The organism is Nonomuraea sp. B5E05, assembly GCF_039880665.1.
In the GTDB taxonomy this organism is placed as follows: Bacteria; Actinomycetota; Actinomycetes; order Streptosporangiales; family Streptosporangiaceae; genus Nonomuraea.
This window is the reverse complement of sequence record NZ_JBDPMJ010000014.1, coordinates 178,950-194,787: the sequence shown is the minus strand read 5'-3', so window position 1 is coordinate 194,787 and position 15,838 is coordinate 178,950. Positions and strand designations below refer to the sequence as shown.

The 15,838-nt window shown below is 71.7% G+C and carries 11 protein-coding genes; 6 read left to right on the top strand and 5 right to left on the bottom strand.

From position 1 onward, the window contains the following. Positions 1-5 precede the first annotated feature (5 nt). Complete coding sequence (locus ABGB01_RS25830; protein WP_347776120.1) at positions 6-1,544, bottom strand: ABC transporter substrate-binding protein; 1,539 nt, start codon at positions 1,542-1,544, stop codon at positions 6-8. Between the two features lie 82 nt (positions 1,545-1,626). On the opposite strand from ABGB01_RS25830, the gene ABGB01_RS25825 reads away from it, so the two are divergent. Further along, entirely contained in the window at positions 1,627-2,511 is an 885-nt protein-coding gene (locus ABGB01_RS25825; protein ID WP_347776119.1) for a MurR/RpiR family transcriptional regulator, read from the top strand. Here ABGB01_RS25825 and ABGB01_RS25820 read toward each other — a convergent pair. The 3 genes from ABGB01_RS25820 to ABGB01_RS25810 are packed head-to-tail and all read right to left on the bottom strand — an operon-like array spanning position 2,508 to position 5,179. Beyond that, positions 2,508-3,449 (bottom strand): creatininase family protein, encoded by a 942-nt coding sequence (locus ABGB01_RS25820; protein WP_347776118.1) that lies wholly within the window; start codon positions 3,447-3,449, stop codon positions 2,508-2,510. The two genes, ABGB01_RS25825 and ABGB01_RS25820, sit on opposite strands and share 4 nt — an antisense overlap. Then, positions 3,446-4,468, bottom strand: coding sequence for a dipeptidase (locus ABGB01_RS25815; RefSeq protein ID WP_347776117.1), 1,023 nt, complete (start codon positions 4,466-4,468; stop codon positions 3,446-3,448). The genes ABGB01_RS25820 and ABGB01_RS25815 overlap by 4 nt, the downstream gene beginning before the upstream one ends. 12 nt (positions 4,469-4,480) lie before the next feature. Continuing rightward, on the bottom strand, positions 4,481-5,179 hold the full coding sequence (locus ABGB01_RS25810) for a GntR family transcriptional regulator (RefSeq protein ID WP_347776116.1): 699 nt from the start codon (positions 5,177-5,179) through the stop codon (positions 4,481-4,483). Between the two features lie 167 nt (positions 5,180-5,346). Here ABGB01_RS25810 and ABGB01_RS25805 point away from each other — a divergent pair, with 167 nt between their 5' ends. The 3 genes from ABGB01_RS25805 to ABGB01_RS25795 all read left to right on the top strand — a co-directional run bounded on the left by ABGB01_RS25805 (position 5,347) and on the right by ABGB01_RS25795 (position 8,153). Further along, positions 5,347-5,499, top strand: a complete 153-nt coding sequence (locus ABGB01_RS25805; RefSeq protein ID WP_347776115.1) for a hypothetical protein — start codon at positions 5,347-5,349, stop codon at positions 5,497-5,499. Positions 5,500-5,510: 11 nt separating this feature from the next. Continuing rightward, on the top strand, positions 5,511-6,398 hold the full coding sequence (locus ABGB01_RS25800; RefSeq protein ID WP_347776114.1) for a sulfotransferase: 888 nt from the start codon (positions 5,511-5,513) through the stop codon (positions 6,396-6,398). Between the two features lie 93 nt (positions 6,399-6,491). Further along, complete coding sequence (locus ABGB01_RS25795) at positions 6,492-8,153, top strand: arylsulfatase (protein WP_347776113.1); 1,662 nt, start codon at positions 6,492-6,494, stop codon at positions 8,151-8,153. Between the two features lie 132 nt (positions 8,154-8,285). On the opposite strand, the gene ABGB01_RS25790 is transcribed toward ABGB01_RS25795, so the two are convergent. Beyond that, positions 8,286-12,047 carry a S8 family serine peptidase gene (locus ABGB01_RS25790; RefSeq protein WP_347776112.1) on the bottom strand — a complete coding sequence of 1,254 codons (3,762 nt, stop codon included), beginning with the start codon at positions 12,045-12,047 and terminating at the stop codon, positions 8,286-8,288. A 355-nt stretch (positions 12,048-12,402) separates the two neighbouring features. On the opposite strand from ABGB01_RS25790, the gene ABGB01_RS25785 reads away from it, so the two are divergent. After that, the gene (locus ABGB01_RS25785; RefSeq protein WP_347776111.1) at positions 12,403-12,807 is read left to right on the top strand and encodes a carbohydrate ABC transporter permease; all 405 of its coding nucleotides are present in this window, start codon (positions 12,403-12,405) and stop codon (positions 12,805-12,807) included. Positions 12,808-12,837: 30 nt separating this feature from the next. Further along, on the top strand, positions 12,838-15,831 hold the full coding sequence (locus ABGB01_RS25780) for a glycoside hydrolase family 38 C-terminal domain-containing protein (protein WP_347776110.1): 2,994 nt from the start codon (positions 12,838-12,840) through the stop codon (positions 15,829-15,831). Positions 15,832-15,838: the final 7 nt, after the last annotated feature.

The window sequence follows — 15,838 nt, the reverse complement described above, 5'->3', positions numbered from 1 at the left end:
GCGCATCAGCTGACGGACGTGGTGCGCAGGTACTGCAGCGAGCCGCTGGCCATCGGGACGAAGCCCTGCACGTTCGAGGTGGTCGCGGTGTAGGTGTAGCCGGCGAACAACCAGATCCAGGCGGCGTTGTCCTCCAGATGGGCGGCGACCTGGTCGTAGATCGGCTTGCGGGCGGCCTGGTCGGTGGTCGCCTTGCCCTCGGCGAACAGCTTGTCCAGTTCGGGCGAGCTGTAGCCGGCGACCTTGTTGAGGTTGCCGTCGCTGGTGAAGTAGCGGCCGTAGGAGCCGTCGGGGTCGGGCCGGCCGCCGTTGAGCGCGACGGCGGCGTCGAAGTCCGCCGCCACCCAGCGGTCCACGAACGCGCCCGACTCCAGCACCTCCAGCTCCAGGTTGATCTTGGCCTCGGCGAGCTGCGCCTTGAGGTTCTGGGCCTCGTTGACGGAGGTGGCGTACTCGCCCTGGGAGACGATGGTCTTGACGGTGACTCCGCCGGGCTTGCCGGCCTGGGCGAGATAGCCGGCCGCCTTGGCCAGGTCGCGGGTGGGGCAGGGGCGCTTGGCCGGGTCCGACTTGTAGGCCGGCGCGGTGATCGGGCCGGTCACCTCGCCCTCGCCGAGCGCGGCCGTGTCGAGCACCTGCTTGCGGTCGATGGCGCACTGGATCGCCAGCCGCACGTTGACGTCCTTGAGCTCGCCGTGGCTCGCGTTGAGCTGCAGGACGTGGTAGTTGAGCTGCGGCGTCTTGGCGACCGTGATGGTGCCGCCGCCCTCGGCGGTCTGGGCGACGAGCGGGTCGTCGAAGACCGCGAGCTGCACGTTGCCCGACTGCATCGCCGACACGATGGACGACTCGTCGGGGATCACCCGGAACTCGACCGTCGGGACCTTCGGCTTCTCGGGGCCCCAGTACTTGTCGTTCCTGGCCAGCGTGATCGACTGGCTGGCCACGCGCTTGCTCAGCGTGAACGGCCCTGTGCCGTTGGGGGTGGTGGTGAGCTCCTGCTCGGTGTCGTCGGAGGAGAGGATGGCCATGTTGACGGTGGCGAGGTTGGCGGGCAGCGCCGCGTCGGGGCCGGTCAGCTCCAGCACCACCGTGCTCGCGTCGGGCGCCTCGACGGACTTCACCGACGACAGCGACGCCCTGGCCACCGCCGCCGTCTTCTCGTCCATGATCTTCTCGAGGGACGTCTTGACGTCCTTGGAGTCGAGCGCGCTGCCGTCGGCGAAGGTCACGCCCTGGCGGAGCTTGAGGGTGAGCTTCTCGCCGTCCTTCGAGGTCTCCCACGACTCGGCCAGCCCCGGCACCACGTTGAGGTCCTTGTCGAACTCCGTGAGCGTGCCGTAGAGGTTCTGCAGCACGTTGACGGCCTGGAACTGCGTGGCCTTCCAGGGGAACAGCGTGTCGGGGTCTGAGGTCACGCCGACCACGAGGCCCTTGGCGGGGGTGTCGCCGTCGGCGGCGGGGCCGGAGGACGACGAGCAGCTGGTGAGTGCGATGGACAGCGCCGCGGCGATGCCGACCGCGGAGAGCGCGCCACGGGGCATGTGGTCTCCTCGGAGGAGTAGGTCATAAAATTACGCAGACCCTACCATCAGGGTACTTATTTTCCTTCTGCGGGGGATGACGATGGGCGAGGAAGCCGAAACCGTACTGATCCGCATCCGTGCGGCCATGCCCGCGCTGCGGCCGTCGGAGCGGCGCATCGCGGAGGAGTTCACCGGCGACCCGGCCGCCGCCGCCAACCTGTCCATCGCCGAGCTGGCCGCCCGCTGCGAGACCTCCACGACCTCGGTGGTGCGCTTCTACCAGCGCATGGGGTACGCGCACTACAAGGACTTCAGGATCGACCTGACCAGGGCGGTGGCCAGGGAGGAACTGGCCACCTCGAGCCTGCCGGAGGTGTCCGGCGACATCGACCGCCACGACAGCCTGGAGGGCATCGTCTCCAAGGTGGCGATGAACGAGACGCTGTCCATCGCCGACACGGCCCGCGCGCTGGACATCGAGGCGCTCGGCGAGGCGGTGGCGCTGCTGCTGGGGGCCCGCAGGATCGACACCTTCGGCGTCGGCGCGAGCGCCCTGGTGGGGCTCGACCTGCAGACGAAGCTGTCGCGCATCGGCCGTACCGCGATCAATTGGCACGACGCGCACGCGGCCTGGACGTCGGCGGCCACGCTCGACGGCACGTGCGTGGCGGTGGCCGTCTCGCACACCGGAGCCACCACCGACACGGTCGAGTTCCTGGCGATCGCCCGCGCGTCGGGCGCCTCGACGGTGGCCATCACGAACTTCCGCGAGTCGCCGCTGGCCGGCGCGGCCGACGTGACGCTCACGACGGCCGCGCGGGAGACCAGGTTCCGCTCGGGGGCCCTGGGCAGCCGCATCGCCCAGCTCATGGTCGTCGACTGCCTGTTCACCGGCGTCGCGCAGGCCTCCTACGACGCGTCGATGGAGGCGCTGCGCAACACGTACGCGGTGGTGCACGACCGCGCCGTCCACAAGCGCGGCTAGGACCCGCTCACGTACGGCTCGTAGAAGCCGGTCAGCAGGTCGGTCAGGCGGGCGAGATAGTCCTCCCCCGCCCGGGCGGTCGCCGGCCGGGGGTCGCCCAGCACGCCGATCTCCGACAGCGCCCTGGTGCCGTGCTCGAACAGCGTCCGCGCGGTCGGCTCGTCGAAGCGGCCGCCGAATCCGGCGGCCGCCCGGCCCATGTCGACCAGGTCGGGGCGGAGCGCGAGCACGATCGAGGTCTCGGCCTCCCCCGCGTGCGAGCCGCTGACCTCGGGCGGGAACCCGCGCTCCTGCCCGGTGTCCGCCAGCACCCGCACGAACTCCTGCAGGTCGGTGTACGGGACGAGCCGCGCGCCGCCCACCCGGCCTTGCGTCTCCGCGAACAGCTCGCCCAAGGGGGCGAAGTTGCCGCCATGGCTCGGCAGGACCAGCACGGTCTCGAACCCGTGGGCGGCCAGGCTCTCGCAGTAGCGCAGGATCACCGCCTTGAACGTCGCCTCGTCGAGGGTGACGGTGCCGGGGAAGGCCATGTGGTGGGTGGAGACCCCGAACGGGACGGTGGGGGCGAGGATGACGCCGGGCAGCCGTGCCGCCACCCTGTCCGCGAGGGCGTCCCCGAGCATGGTGTCGGTGACCAGCGGCAGGTGGGGGCCGTGCTGCTCGGTGGAGCCCGCCGCGAACAGGACGGTCCGCGCGCCCGCGGCCATCCGCTCCTCGACCTGCGGCCAGGTCATCTCGGCCAGGCGCGGGGCCGGTGTGGGGCTCATCGGGTGCTCCTGAGGTGGTCGACGAGCAGCCGCGCGACCGCTCCGACCGCGGCGCCGGCCCGGCACGCCGCCGCCGACGTGGCGGGCGTGGAAGGTGCCGGTCGTGTCCGCCGCGGCCAGGGTCTCGCGCGTTTGCTCGATGGTGGCCGGCGCACCGGCGGTGACGGTCATGTCGTGCTCCCTGTCTCGTGCCATACCTGGTCGAAGACGCGCAGCCAGTTGCCGCCGAGCACGGCACGGGCCTCGTCCTCGGTGTAGCCGCGCTCGAGCAGCCGCTGGGTCAGGTTGGGCAGGCCCGACGCGTCGTCGAGACCGGCCGGGAAGTGCCACGGCGGCGGCGGGTAGGTGGCCGCCGACCAGATGCCGTCGCGTACGTACTGCTCGTAGAGCTCCATCGGCGGGTTGCGGATCGTGTAGTCGAGCCCGATGCCGACGTGCGCGACTCCGACCAGGTCGGCGACGTAGGTGATGGCGTCGACGAAGCGGTCGAGCGTCGGCGGCGACTGCCCGGACAGGAACCCGGGAAAGCCGTTGATCCCGACCAGCCCGCCGGTCGCGGCCAGGTCTCTGATCAGGGCGTCGGAGATGTTGCGGGAGCTGGGATGCAGCCCGGCGGGGTTGGAGTGGGAGGCGACGACCGGCGCGGTGGACAGGGCGACGGCCTCGTGGCTGGTGCGCGCGCCGGTGTGCGAGACGTCGATGACGATGCCCAGCCGGTTGAGCTCGGCGACGACCGTGCGGCCGAGCGAGCTGAGACCGGCGTCGGACGGCTCCTCGCAACCGTCGCCGACGGGGCTGCGCTGGTTGTAGGCGAGCTGCACGACCCGTACGCCGAGCCGCCAGAACAGCTCGACGAGGTCGGCTTCGTACTCGAGCGCGTGGGTGCCCTGGAAGTGCAGGACCACGGCGAGCTTCCCGTCGGCCTTCGCCCGGCGGATCTGCTCGGCCGAGGTCGCGAGCACCAGCTGGTCCGGCCGTTCGCGCAGGTAGCGGAAGGCCTCGGCGAGCAGGGAGACCGCCCGGCGGCAGTCCTCGAACGCCACGAAGCTGACCACGCAGCAGGTGGCGCCGCCGTCGATCCAGGTCTGCAGCCGTTCCCTCCAGTGGAAGCCGGGACAGGTGCCGTCCACGACGATCGCCGAGTCGTGGACGGCGCGTGCGGACCGGGTGACGGACGTGGTCGTCGACACGGAGATCTCCTCCTACCTGACGTCGGGCGCGGTCCGCCCGTCGTCCTCTGGCCGCCCCGCCCACAGGCCGCGGGCGTGGTTCACGTGCGTGGTCATCAGTGCCTCGGCGCCCGGCCTGTCGCCCGCGGCGAGGAGGTCGAGCAGGCGTACGTGCTCGCGTGCGGACTCCACGAGCGGCGCGGCTCCGCGCAGTTTCGGCAGCGCCGACAGCCGGGTCTGGTAGCGCAGCACCCGGACGAGCTCGACGTAGCGCGGGTTGCCGAGGAGCGCCGTCAGCGACAGGTGGAACTCGCTGTCCAGCACGACGAACGCCACCATGTCGCCGTTGGCCGCGTGCTCGACGAGCTCGTCGGCCATCGGCCGCACCTTCTCCAGCTCGGGCTCCGGCCGCAGGTCCGCCAGCCTGCCCATCGCGGGCACCTCGAGGGTCAGCCGGATCTCGACGATGTCGTCGAGATCCTTGCCGGTCGCCACGCGTACGCGGAAGCCGCGGTTCTGCACCATCTCGACGAGCTCTTCCTTGGCCAGTTCGAGCACGGCCTCGCGGACGGGCGTCGCGGAGACGCCCAGCTGCGCCGCGATGGCGGACATCGAGTAGATCACGCCGGGGGTGAGGGATCCGGCGATGATCCGGCCCCGCAGCTGCGCCGCGGCCTCGTCGCGCAGGTTTCGGCGGGGCAGCGACTCGAACAGGGGCTCCGACCTCGTCATGTGGCGCTCCTTGCGCGTCCAGCCCATTGACATGTCGTATGTAAGGTATTACCCATTAAGCCTCACAGGCAACGGGAGGTTAAGAGAGCTCATGGTCGATCAAGCACCCCCGGAACTCGGGTCTCCGTGACGAGGGGGAGGCGGGCCTGAGCTTCGCCGGGCTGGGCGTGCAACCGCCGACGGCCTCGCTGGGCAACCTGCTGGCCCTCGACGGCGTCGCGATCGGACTGGCCGCTGATCCGCAGGTCCGTACCGTCGACGGGATCGACCTGCGCAGGTTCACAGGCGCGATTCACCTGGGGTTCACTGCGCCGCCCTAGCTTGTAGCCCCATGAACTGGAGGTACCGCGCCAACGCCACACTTGAAGGCCTGACGGGATACACGTTGACGCGCCGCCTGCGCAAGGAGGCGCCGAAACCGGCCCCCAAGCCGCCGCCGGAGCTGCGGCGGCTGCCGGGCGACGCGGTACGGCCGCCCGTCGACGGCGAGCACGACCGGTTGTTGCGCGAGCCGGTCTTCCTGCTGTCGTCCGTACGGTCGGGCTCGACGCTGCTGCGCGTCATGCTCGACAGCCACTCGCGGATCCACTCGCCGATCGAGACGCACTTCCGGCGGGTCACCGTCGGCCTCGGCACCGATCCCGTACGGCAGGCCATGGACCTGCTCGGCCACACCCACAGCGACATCGAGCACATCGTCTGGGACCGGCTGCTGCACCGGGAGCTGAGCCGCAGCGGCAAGCCGATCCTGGCGGAGAAGACGCCGAGCAACGTGTTCGCCTGGCGGCGGATCTCGACCTGCTGGCCGGACGCCCGTTTCGTCTTCCTGCTGCGCCACCCCATGTCGATCGTGCAGTCCTGGCACGAGGCCGACCCGCCCAAGCGGCCCATGGAGGAGGCCGTGCCGCGCACGCTGAGTTACATGACCTACCTTCAGGAGGCTCGCAGGCACCTGGAGGGCCTGACGCTGCGCTACGAGGACCTGGTCGCCGACCCCGAGGCCGAGCTGCGCCGGCTCTGCGCGTTCCTGGACGTCGCGTACGAACCCGCCATGCTCGCCTACGGCGACCAGGACCACGGCGCCTTCGTCAAGGGCATCGGCGACTGGCGGGACAAGATCCGTGCCGGCACCGTCGTCGCCGCCCGCCCGCTGCCCGAGGCCGGGGAGATCCCGGAGGCGCTCCACCAGATCTGCCGCCAGTGGGGCTATCTCCGGTGAGTGACTTTTCTCACCGCCGTGGATGCCATGCTGTGACAGAGTTCGCCGGTGATTTGCCCGCTGTTCCCCGCAACCTCCGATATGTTGCCCTTCGTGATCAACGGGCTTTCCCGCCGCACCTTGTTCGCCGGAACTCTCGCCGGCCTCGCGGCGCCCTCAGCGGCCTCCCTGGCCCCCTCGGCGGCAGGCGCGGCAGCCGTCCGCGGCCGCCTCCCCTCACGGCCGAACATCCTGCTCGTCCTGGCCGACGACCTCGGATGGGGTGAGATCGGCAGCCAGGGACAGCGCAAGATCCACACGCCCAACCTGGACCGGATGGCCGCCGAGGGCGTGCGGTTCGCGACGGCGTACTCGGGGGCGCCGCTGTGCGCGCCGGCACGCTGCGCGTTGCTCACCGGGCTGCACGCCGGCCACGGCACCGTGCGCGACAACCCCGAAGGCGGGCCGCAACACTCGCTCACCGACGCCGACCTCACCTTCGCCGAGCTGCTGCGCCTGTCCGGCTACCGGACGGCCTGCATCGGCAAGTGGGGCTTCGGCCCGGAGCAGCCCCAGCAGGCCTCCCATCCGAACGTGCGCGGTTTCGACGAGTTCTTCGGCTACATCACCCACCGGCACGCCCACCACTACTTCCCGTCCTACCTGTGGCACAACGACAGGAGGGTGTCCATCCCCGGCCGGTCGTACGCGCCGCACCTGTTCCGCGAGAAGGCGACCGAGTTCATCGCCAAGGGCGACGACGACCCGTTCCTGCTCTACTACGCCAGCAACCTGCCGCACGCGCCCAGCGCCATCCCCGGCGACACGGGCGTCTACGAGAAGGAGCCGTGGAGCGATGCGAACCGCCGCCACGCCGCACAGGTGACACGGCTCGACACCGACGTCGCCGCCCTGCTGCGGGCGCTGCGGGACGCGGGCGTCGCCGAGCGCACGCTCGTGCTGTTCACCAGCGACAACGGCCCCCACCGTGAGAAGGGCGTGACGCCCCGGCTGTTCAACTCCAACGGCCCGTACCGCGCCGACAAGCGCGACGTGTACGAAGGCGGCATCCGCGTGCCGCTGATCGCCTGGTCGCCCGGGTTACGCCACCGCGTCGAGCGGCAGCCGGTCGCGTTCTGGGACGTGCTGCCGACGCTGGCGGACCTGGCGGAGGTGCCGGTGCCCGCCCACCTCGACGGGCGGTCGTTCCGCGGCCTGCTCACCGGCGGCGACGCGCCCGAGCACGACCACCTGGTGTGGAACCGGCCGCGCAAGGCCCAGGCCATCCGGCGCGGCCGGTGGAAGGTCGTCCGGTTCTCCCCGAACATCGCCGGAGCCGGGCCCGAGGGCCGGGTCGAGCTCTACGACCTGTCCGCCGACCCCGGCGAGAAGCTCGACCTGGCGGCGGACCGTCCCGAGCTGACCGCCGAGCTGCTGGCCACCCTCGACGCGTCCATCGGGCCCGACCCACGCATCCCGTACGGGCTGCGCACGCAGCTCACGGACGACCAGGTCATCGTGACCCTGCACAACGGGTCGTCCCGCCCGTGGCGCGGGGTCGAGCTGGGACTCGACGGGCCACGCAAGCGGCGGGCGCACCGGGTGGCGCGGCTGGAGCCGGGCACGGCGATCACGGTCGGCTTCCCGCTGCCCGCCAAGCGCCGCGGCCGCATCGTCGCGCGTGCCGCCTTCACCGCGGGCGGCCGCAGGCAGGTCTTCCGCGCACGGCACACCAAGCGCACGGACGCGCCGCCCACGCTCCGGCCCGTCACGTGAGCACGTCGCCTGTCGCCCGGCGAACGAGCTTCGGGCGGCAGGCGACGTGAGCCCCGGCGACGCGTGAGGGGGGAGGGCCGTGCGAGGCCCTCCCCCCTCATTTCGGCGCGCGAGCACCCTCGCGCGGGACGCTCAGCGGGTGGCGTAGGCGCGAATCACCTCCTGCGCCAGGGTGTTGCCGTTGACGTCGGAGGCGTTCAGCCGCAGCGAGACGAACCCGGACGGCGACCGGCCGACGGTCGTCTCATACCTCCGCTCGCCCTTGTCCCGCAGGCGGACGGTCTTCCACGTGGCTCCGTCGTCGTACGACACCTCCAGCGAGACGTCCTTGATCGCGCTCTGCTCCGCGCCCTCCTGGTGGTAGAGGGACAGGCCCAGCTTGCGCGACCCGGCCCGGTTCTTCAGGTCGACCGGCGCGTCGAACGTGGCCAGCAGCAGCGGGATCACCGCCGTTTCCGCGGCCCGCTCGGAGGCGAAGGTCCACACCCCCTTGGTACGGGTGGACAACTTCGCCCAGCCGGCCTCGTTGGCCAGGTCGTACTCGATCCGGTAGCCAGCCTTCTCCGGGGAGAGCGTGCCCGAGCCCGACGGCAGGTAGTTCGTCTGCCACAGGAGCGTGTCGCCCTGGTAGAGCCTGAAGTCGGTCGTCATGCCGTGCTCGAACTTGCTGGTGTAGGTGTCGCCGTAGTTGCGGGCGGCGTCCACGAAGCCCTGCATGGACACGCGCAGCTTGTCGCCCTCCCTGCGCACGGGGTTGCGCGGGTTGACGCCCGGCAGCAGCGGCTGCTTGAACACCGAGCGTCCGACCCGCTCGCCCGCCTCGTACGGGCGGAAGTCCGGCGAGGACAGCGCGATGCGCGGCGTGTCCGGGTGCGGCCACATGGTGTTGTAGTGCCGCTCGGGAACGCCGGCCGACGTTGTCCAGCGCAGGTCGGGCCCGGGGGTGACGTAGTCGGTCCTGGTGCGCGGCGCCTTGGCCATCGGATGGTTCGTGGAGACCGACGTGGTGTCCCAGGGCTGGAAGACGAACCTGGCCTCGTTCACCGTCACGTCGTCGGCGAGCTGGGTGTGGAAGTCCGTCTCGATCCTCGCCAGCGACCTCGACCTGACCACGTACCGCGGCTTGTCGCGCACCTGACCCTTCTCCTGAAGGAACAGGTCGTAGACGTACGGGCTGGCGACGATGCCCTTGGCCACGATCGGCACCGGCAGCCGGCGCAGCCGCTCGACGAGCTTCAGCCCTTCCTCGTGCGTCAGCCGCACGGTCGGGACGGCGAGCTTGACACCGTTGCCGCCGGTGGTGACGTCGTGGCCCGGCTGGTCGCTGTAGACGGCCACCATCCTCGCCCCGGCCGCCGCGGCCGCGTTGGACTGCGTGGAGACCGGGACTCCGGGGGTGCGGCGGATGACGGCGAGTTTGCCGCGCAGGTCGCGGGCCTTGATCTCGCCGGGGCCGCCTCGTCCCGCGTCGGCCGCCATGAGCAGCCGGGTGCCGTCCAGACGCGGATATTCGGTGGCGAAGTCGCTGAACTGAACCGGGTCCACGTACTGGGGCTCCAGTTCGAGCCCGGGAGTGGTGAGGGTGATCTCGGGAGCCGTCAGCCGCCACCGGGTGGAGACGGCGAACGTGCCCTTGGTGACCTTCTTGGTGGGCTGGACGAACAGCCGCTCCTCGACCTGGCCGCCGGGCGCGATGTGGGTGCCGCCGCGCAGCGCGCTGCCCTGCTCCCCCGCCCGGTACCACCGCAGCGCGGCGGCCGAGCCGGTGTTCCGCTTGGTCCTGTGGTCGGGCGTCTCGACCTCGACCTCTACGGCCTTGCGGGCGTCCAGCACCACCTCGGTGTCCTCGGTGATCGTCATCTCGGGGTCGCCGAGCAGGCTCTCGTTGAGCGGCGTGCCCTTGGCGGTGCTGTCCTGGGTGGCCGGCATGGTGAAGATGTGGCCGAGCACCGAGTACGTGCCGGGCTTGACGAGCAGGCACGTGCCCTTGCCGTACTTCTGCTCGGTGCACGGCTGCGCGGGCTCGCCGGGAAGCACGCGGCCGACCAGGGTGCCCTCGTCCAGGTCGAGCACGGTGAAGCCGCCGCGGCCCGGGCGGCCGTCCCTGGCGATGCCGCGTACGCGCAGCTCGACGCGCTTCTCCTCGACCTCGGCGGTCAGCAGCGTGCGCACGGGTGCGCCGCCCGCGACGGCGGCCGTCAGCTCCTGGCGCACGAGGCCCGTCTTGTCCGCCTTGAGCGTGACCGTGGCCTCGGCCGTCCCCGACGCGGGCACGGTGAGCCCGGCCGGCTCGACGGCGAACGCGCCGCCGCTCGACAGGTCCAGCTCCGCGGGCTGCTGCCCGAGGTTGTGGTAGGTGACGGTGAGGCTCTTCTCCTCGCCGGGGGCGAGCCTGCCGAAGTTGACCGAGCCCGCCGAGACCGCGACCGGGTTCTTCAGGGCGGCGGCCACGTCGATCCTGCCCGCGCCCTGCGCGTCGACGGGGATGTCCTGGCCCGGCCTGGCGGTGGCCATGAGCAGCGACTTCAGCTCGCCTCCCGTGACACCGGGGCGGGCCTGCCGCAGCAGCGCCGCCGCGCCCGCGACGTGCGGGGTGGCCATGGAGGTGCCGGACATCGCGGCGTGGCCGCCGCCGGGCTTTGCGGCGGAGATCTCCACGCCCGGCGCGGTCACGTCCGGCTTGACGGCCTGGTCGGCGACGATCGGGCCCTTGCTGGAGAAGTCGGCCAGCCGGTCCTCGCGGTCGACCGCCCCGACGGTCAGCGCCTCGGCGGCGTCGCCGGGGGTGCCCACGCACGAGTCGCAGCCGTCGTTGCCCGCGGCCACCACGAACAACGTCCCGTACTGCTCGGTCAGCCGGGAGACCGCGGCGGTCAGCGGGCCGCCCGGCTCCGGGCTGCCCAGGCTCATGTTGACGATCTCGGCGCGCTGCTCGCCCGCCGCCCACTCCATGCCGTCGATGATCCACGACAGCTGGCCGAAGCCGTCGCCGCCCAGGACCCGGCCGTTCAGCAGCCTGGCGCCGGGCGCCACGCCCTTGCCCCCGCCGTCCGTGCCGGCGCCCGCGATCGTGCTCGCGACGTGGGTTCCGTGGCCGTGCGGGTCGCCCGTGACGTTCTCGCCGGTGAAGTCCCGCTGACCGGAGACCTTGCCTGCGAGGTCGGGGTGCGCGGCGTCCACACCGGTGTCGAGCACGGCGACGGTGGTGCCGGCGCCGTCGTACCCGGCGGCCCAGGCCTCGGGCGCGCCGATCTGCGGCACGCTGTGCTCCAGGACCGGCTTCACCTTGCGGTCGAGCCAGATCTTCGACACGCCCGCCAGCGGCCCGGCGGCGCGGGCGCCCGGGCCGTCAAGCTTGGCCAGCTCGGCCCCGAACGCCGCCGCGTCCCGCTCGGCCACCGACACACCCGTCCCGCCGATGCTCTCCAGCGTGCGGACCTGCTTCACGGACGGCACCGCGGCCTTGGGGGCGTTCCCCGCGTAGGTGAAGATCAGCGGGATGGCGTCGTCGTACCCCTGCTCGGCCAGCGCCGTCACGTTGAACAGCGCGCTGTCGAGCCGCTCGGGCACCAGGGCGGCGACGTCGTCGGGGATGACGCTCAGCTCTCCGCCTGACTCCAGCACCTGGAACGTCGGCACCGAGCCGTCCGCCCGGGGCGCGGGCGTGACCGCCACGGTCCTGTGCTCGCCGTCCACGGCGCGCACGCGTACGCGATCACCGGTGACCAGCGTGATCTCGTCGCGCGCAGCGTCGCTCGTGAACTCCACGGGCGGCGCGGCGGTCGCGTGCGCGCCAGGGGCCGACAGCAGCGCGGCGGTCATGGCGGCCGTGGCGGCCATGACCGTCCCGCGCCGCCACCGCCCTTGTCTCGCGCGCCCTAACCCATGCAGCATGAACGACCTCCAGAAATCGGTAAGCACGAATACCCGACTTCCTAGCGGCCCTGAGCTGGCGTTGTCTATGAAGTTGGCGTGGCCAGATCCCGACTTGTCGTGGATCCGCCACCCCCTGGGCGCATCCTCACGCTGTCCGCGGATGCGGCCGGGGGTCGGGTGACCCAAGCTTCGAACTCATGGACGCGGGCGGCTGGGTGTGGTCGCCCGTCGCCGGCGCGGGCGGCGGTGACGATGGCCAGCGGCCCGTCCTGGCGCAGCCGCACCCACGCGGCGTGGAAGGCGCTGCCCGGCGCGATCTCCGCGCGGCGCTCGGGCCGTCCGCTCGCTCGGTCTGGCCGACACCCTGCTCCGGGTGGCGTTGCCGGGCGCGATCGGGATGCTTAACGTGCTGTTGATGCGTACAGCGTTTCAGGCGATCCCCCGGGAGATGGACGAAGCGGCGATCATCGACGGGGCGACGGCGTGGCAGCGGCTGCGCCACATCGGCCTGCCGAACGTGCGCGGCATGCTCAGCGTGGTCACGATCTTCGCGTTCATCGGAGCCTGGGACGACTTCCTGTGGCCGCTCATCGTCCTGACCGACCCCGCCAACTACACTCTCACGGTCGGCCTGCAGTATTCGAACGGCACGTTCAGCGCCAACCCGCGGCTGATCGCGACAGGCACGATGATCTCCTTCCTGCCGATCGTGATCGTCTTCGCGGCACTCCAGCGCTTCTTCTTCAAGGGCGTGGAGGAAGGCGCCATCAAAGGCTGACAATCCCCCTTTTTGTGTTAGGAGTCCCTGATGCACGACGACCGCGACCTGGTCGAAGCCCGCCTGAAGCGTGTGCTGAACGAGCGGATCCGCCCCGCCCTTTATCCCGAGTCGGTGCCGCTGGAGGTGGCCGTCTGGCATGCGCCGGACGAGCCCGTACCGGTCGCCGAGGGGCTGGCCGCGACGCCTGAGCCGATCGCGGTGGGCGACGCGTGGGGCGCGCCGTGGGGCACGAGCTGGTTCACCGTCACCGGCACGGTGCCGGAGCGGTGGGCGGGCCGGACCGTCGAAGCCCTGCTCGACCTGGGCTTCGACGAGGACATGCCCGGTTTCCAGTGCGAGGGTCTGGTCTACCTCGCCGACGGCACACCGGTGAAGGGGCTCAACCCGCGCAACCAGTGGGTCCGCGTCGGCGCCCCCGTCAAGGGCGGCGAGCAGGTGCGCCTGCACGTCGAGGCCGCCTCCAACCCCGTCATCCTCGGCCGCCACCCGTTCCAGCCGACCCGGCTCGGCGACAAGGAGACGGCCGGGAGCGACCCCCTCTACCGGCTGACCCGCATGGACCTGGCCGTCTTCGACGAGACCGTGTGGCAGCTCGTGATGGACCTTGAGGTGCTCGGCGAGCTGATGCACGAGCTGCCCGTCGACGGCGCCCGCCGCTACGAGGTGCTGCGGGCCGTCAACCGGGCGCTGGACGCCGTGGACCTCCAGGACGTCAACGGCACGGCCGCCGCCGCCAGGGCCGAACTGACCGGCGTGCTGTCGGCCCCCGCCGTGCCGTCGGCGCACCGCGTCAGCGCCGTCGGCCACGCCCACATCGACTCGGCCTGGTTGTGGCCGCTGCGCGAGACCGTGCGCAAGGTGGCCCGCACCGCGTCCAACATGACGGCGCTGCTGGAGGACGAGCCGGACTTCGTGTTCGCCATGTCCCAGGCGCAGCAGTGGGCGTGGATCAAGGAGCACCGGCCCGAGGTCTGGTCGAAGGTGACCAAGGCGGTGGCCTCCGGCCGGTTCGTCCCGGCGGGCGGCATGTGGGTGGAGTCCGACACGAACATGCCCGGTTCGGAGGCGATGGCCCGGCAGTTCGTGCACGGCAAACGTTTCTTCATCGACCAGTTCGGCGTCGACAACGAGGAGGTGTGGCTGCCCGACACGTTCGGCTTCGCGGCCGGGCTGCCGCAGATCATCAAGGCGGCCGGGTCGAAGCGGCTGCTCACGCAGAAGATCTCGTGGAGCCAGACGAACACGTTCCCGCACCACACGTTCCTGTGGGAGGGCCTCGACGGCACAAGGATCTTCACGCACTTCCCGCCCGTCGACACCTACAACTGCTCGATGACGGGCGGCGAGCTGGCCCACGCGGCCCGCAACTTCAAGGACAAGGGCATCGCCCGCCACTCGCTCGCGCCGACCGGCTGGGGCGACGGAGGCGGCGGCACGACGCGCGAGATGGTCGCCAAGGCCGCCCGGGTACGCGACCTGGAGGGCTCACCCGCCGTCACGTGGGAGACGCCCGCCGACTTCTTCGCCAAGGCGGAGGCGGAATATCCCCACCCGCCGGTCTGGGCCGGCGAGCTCTACCTGGAGCTGCACCGGGCGACCCTGACCAGCCAGGCCAAGACGAAGCAGGGCAACCGCCGCAGCGAGCACCTGCTGCGGGAGGCCGAGCTCTGGGCGGCGACCGCGGCCGTGCGCGCCGGGGCGCCCTACCCGTACGCGCGGCTCGACCGGATCTGGAAGACGGTGCTGCTGCACCAGTTCCACGACATCCTGCCCGGCTCGTCGATCGCGTGGGTGCACCGGGAGGCGCGCAGGACGTACGAGCTGGTGGCGGAGGAGCTGAACGCCGTCATCGACACCGCGCAGCGCGCGCTGGCCGGCGACGCCTCCGGCGGCACGCTCGTCTTCAACGGCGCCCCGCACGCCCGCCGCGGCGTCCCCGCAGGCGGCGCGGCACGTCCGGAGGCCGGCGTGCGGACCTCCGCGGGTGACCGCGACGGCGGGGGTCACGTTCTGGACAACGGCCTGCTGAGGGTGGAGATCGACGCCCGCGGCCTGATCGTGTCGGTCCACGACGTGGCCGCCGACCGGGAGACGGTCGCCCCGGGCCAGGTGGCCGGGCTGCTGCAGGTGCACCCCGACTTCCCCAACAAGTGGGACGCCTGGGACGTCGACGAGTTCTACCGCAACACGGGCACCGACCTGACCGAGGCCGACGAGGTGAGCCTGGTGGACGGCTCGGTCCGTGTCCGCCGCTCCTTCGGCTCGTCGAGCGTGACGCAGGTGTTCACGCTGTCCGGCCGGCGGCTCGACATCGACACCGAGGTCGACTGGCACGAGACGGAGAAGTTCCTGAAGCTGGCCTTCCCGCTGGACGTGCACGCCGACCGGTACGCCTCCGAGAGCCAGTACGGCCACGTCTTCCGTGCCACGCACACCAACACCAGCTGGGAGGCGGCCAAGTTCGAGGCCTGCAACCACCGCTTCGTGCACGTGGAGGAGCCGGGCTGGGGCGTCGCGCTGGTCAACGACTCGACCTACGGCCACGACGTCACCCGCACCGCCGGTGACGCGGGCACGACCACGACCGTACGCGTCTCGCTGCTGCGCGCCCCCCGTTTCCCCGACCCGGAGACCGACCAGGGGGTGCACCGCTTCCGCCACGCGCTCGTGCCGGGCGCCACGATCGGCGACGCGGTCCGCGAGGGCTACGTCGTCAACCTGCCCGAGCGCCGCGTGCCCGGCGACGCCGAGGTGGCGCCGCTGGTGACGGTGGACGACGACGCGGTGGTGGTGAGCGCCGTCAAGCTCGCCGACGACGAGAGCGGCGACGTGATCGTGCGCTTCCACGAGTCGAGGGGCGGCCGGGCGCGGGCCACGCTGACGCCGGGCTTCCCGGTGGCGCAGGTGGTCGAGACGGACCTGCTGGAGCGTCCCACGGCCGAGCCGCGGCGCCACGACGGCCCGGTGCCGCTGACGCTGCGCCCGTTCGAGCTGGTGACCTTGCGATTCAAGCGGGCGTGATCAGGCC

What these genes read in the sequence shown, in the direction of transcription:
- ABGB01_RS25830 (WP_347776120.1), bottom strand. Translation starts at nt 1,544, where the DNA reads ATGCCCCGTGGCGCGCTCTCCGCGGTCGGCATCGCCGCGGCGCTGTCC.
- ABGB01_RS25825 (WP_347776119.1), top strand. Translation starts at nt 1,627, where the DNA reads ATGGGCGAGGAAGCCGAAACCGTACTGATCCGCATCCGTGCGGCCATG.
- ABGB01_RS25820 (WP_347776118.1), bottom strand. Translation starts at nt 3,449, where the DNA reads ATGACCGTCACCGCCGGTGCGCCGGCCACCATCGAGCAAACGCGCGAG.
- ABGB01_RS25810 (WP_347776116.1), bottom strand. Translation starts at nt 5,179, where the DNA reads ATGACGAGGTCGGAGCCCCTGTTCGAGTCGCTGCCCCGCCGAAACCTG.
- ABGB01_RS25800 (WP_347776114.1), top strand. Translation starts at nt 5,511, where the DNA reads ATGAACTGGAGGTACCGCGCCAACGCCACACTTGAAGGCCTGACGGGA.
- ABGB01_RS25790 (WP_347776112.1), bottom strand. Translation starts at nt 12,047, where the DNA reads ATGCTGCATGGGTTAGGGCGCGCGAGACAAGGGCGGTGGCGGCGCGGG.
- ABGB01_RS25780 (WP_347776110.1), top strand. Translation starts at nt 12,838, where the DNA reads ATGCACGACGACCGCGACCTGGTCGAAGCCCGCCTGAAGCGTGTGCTG.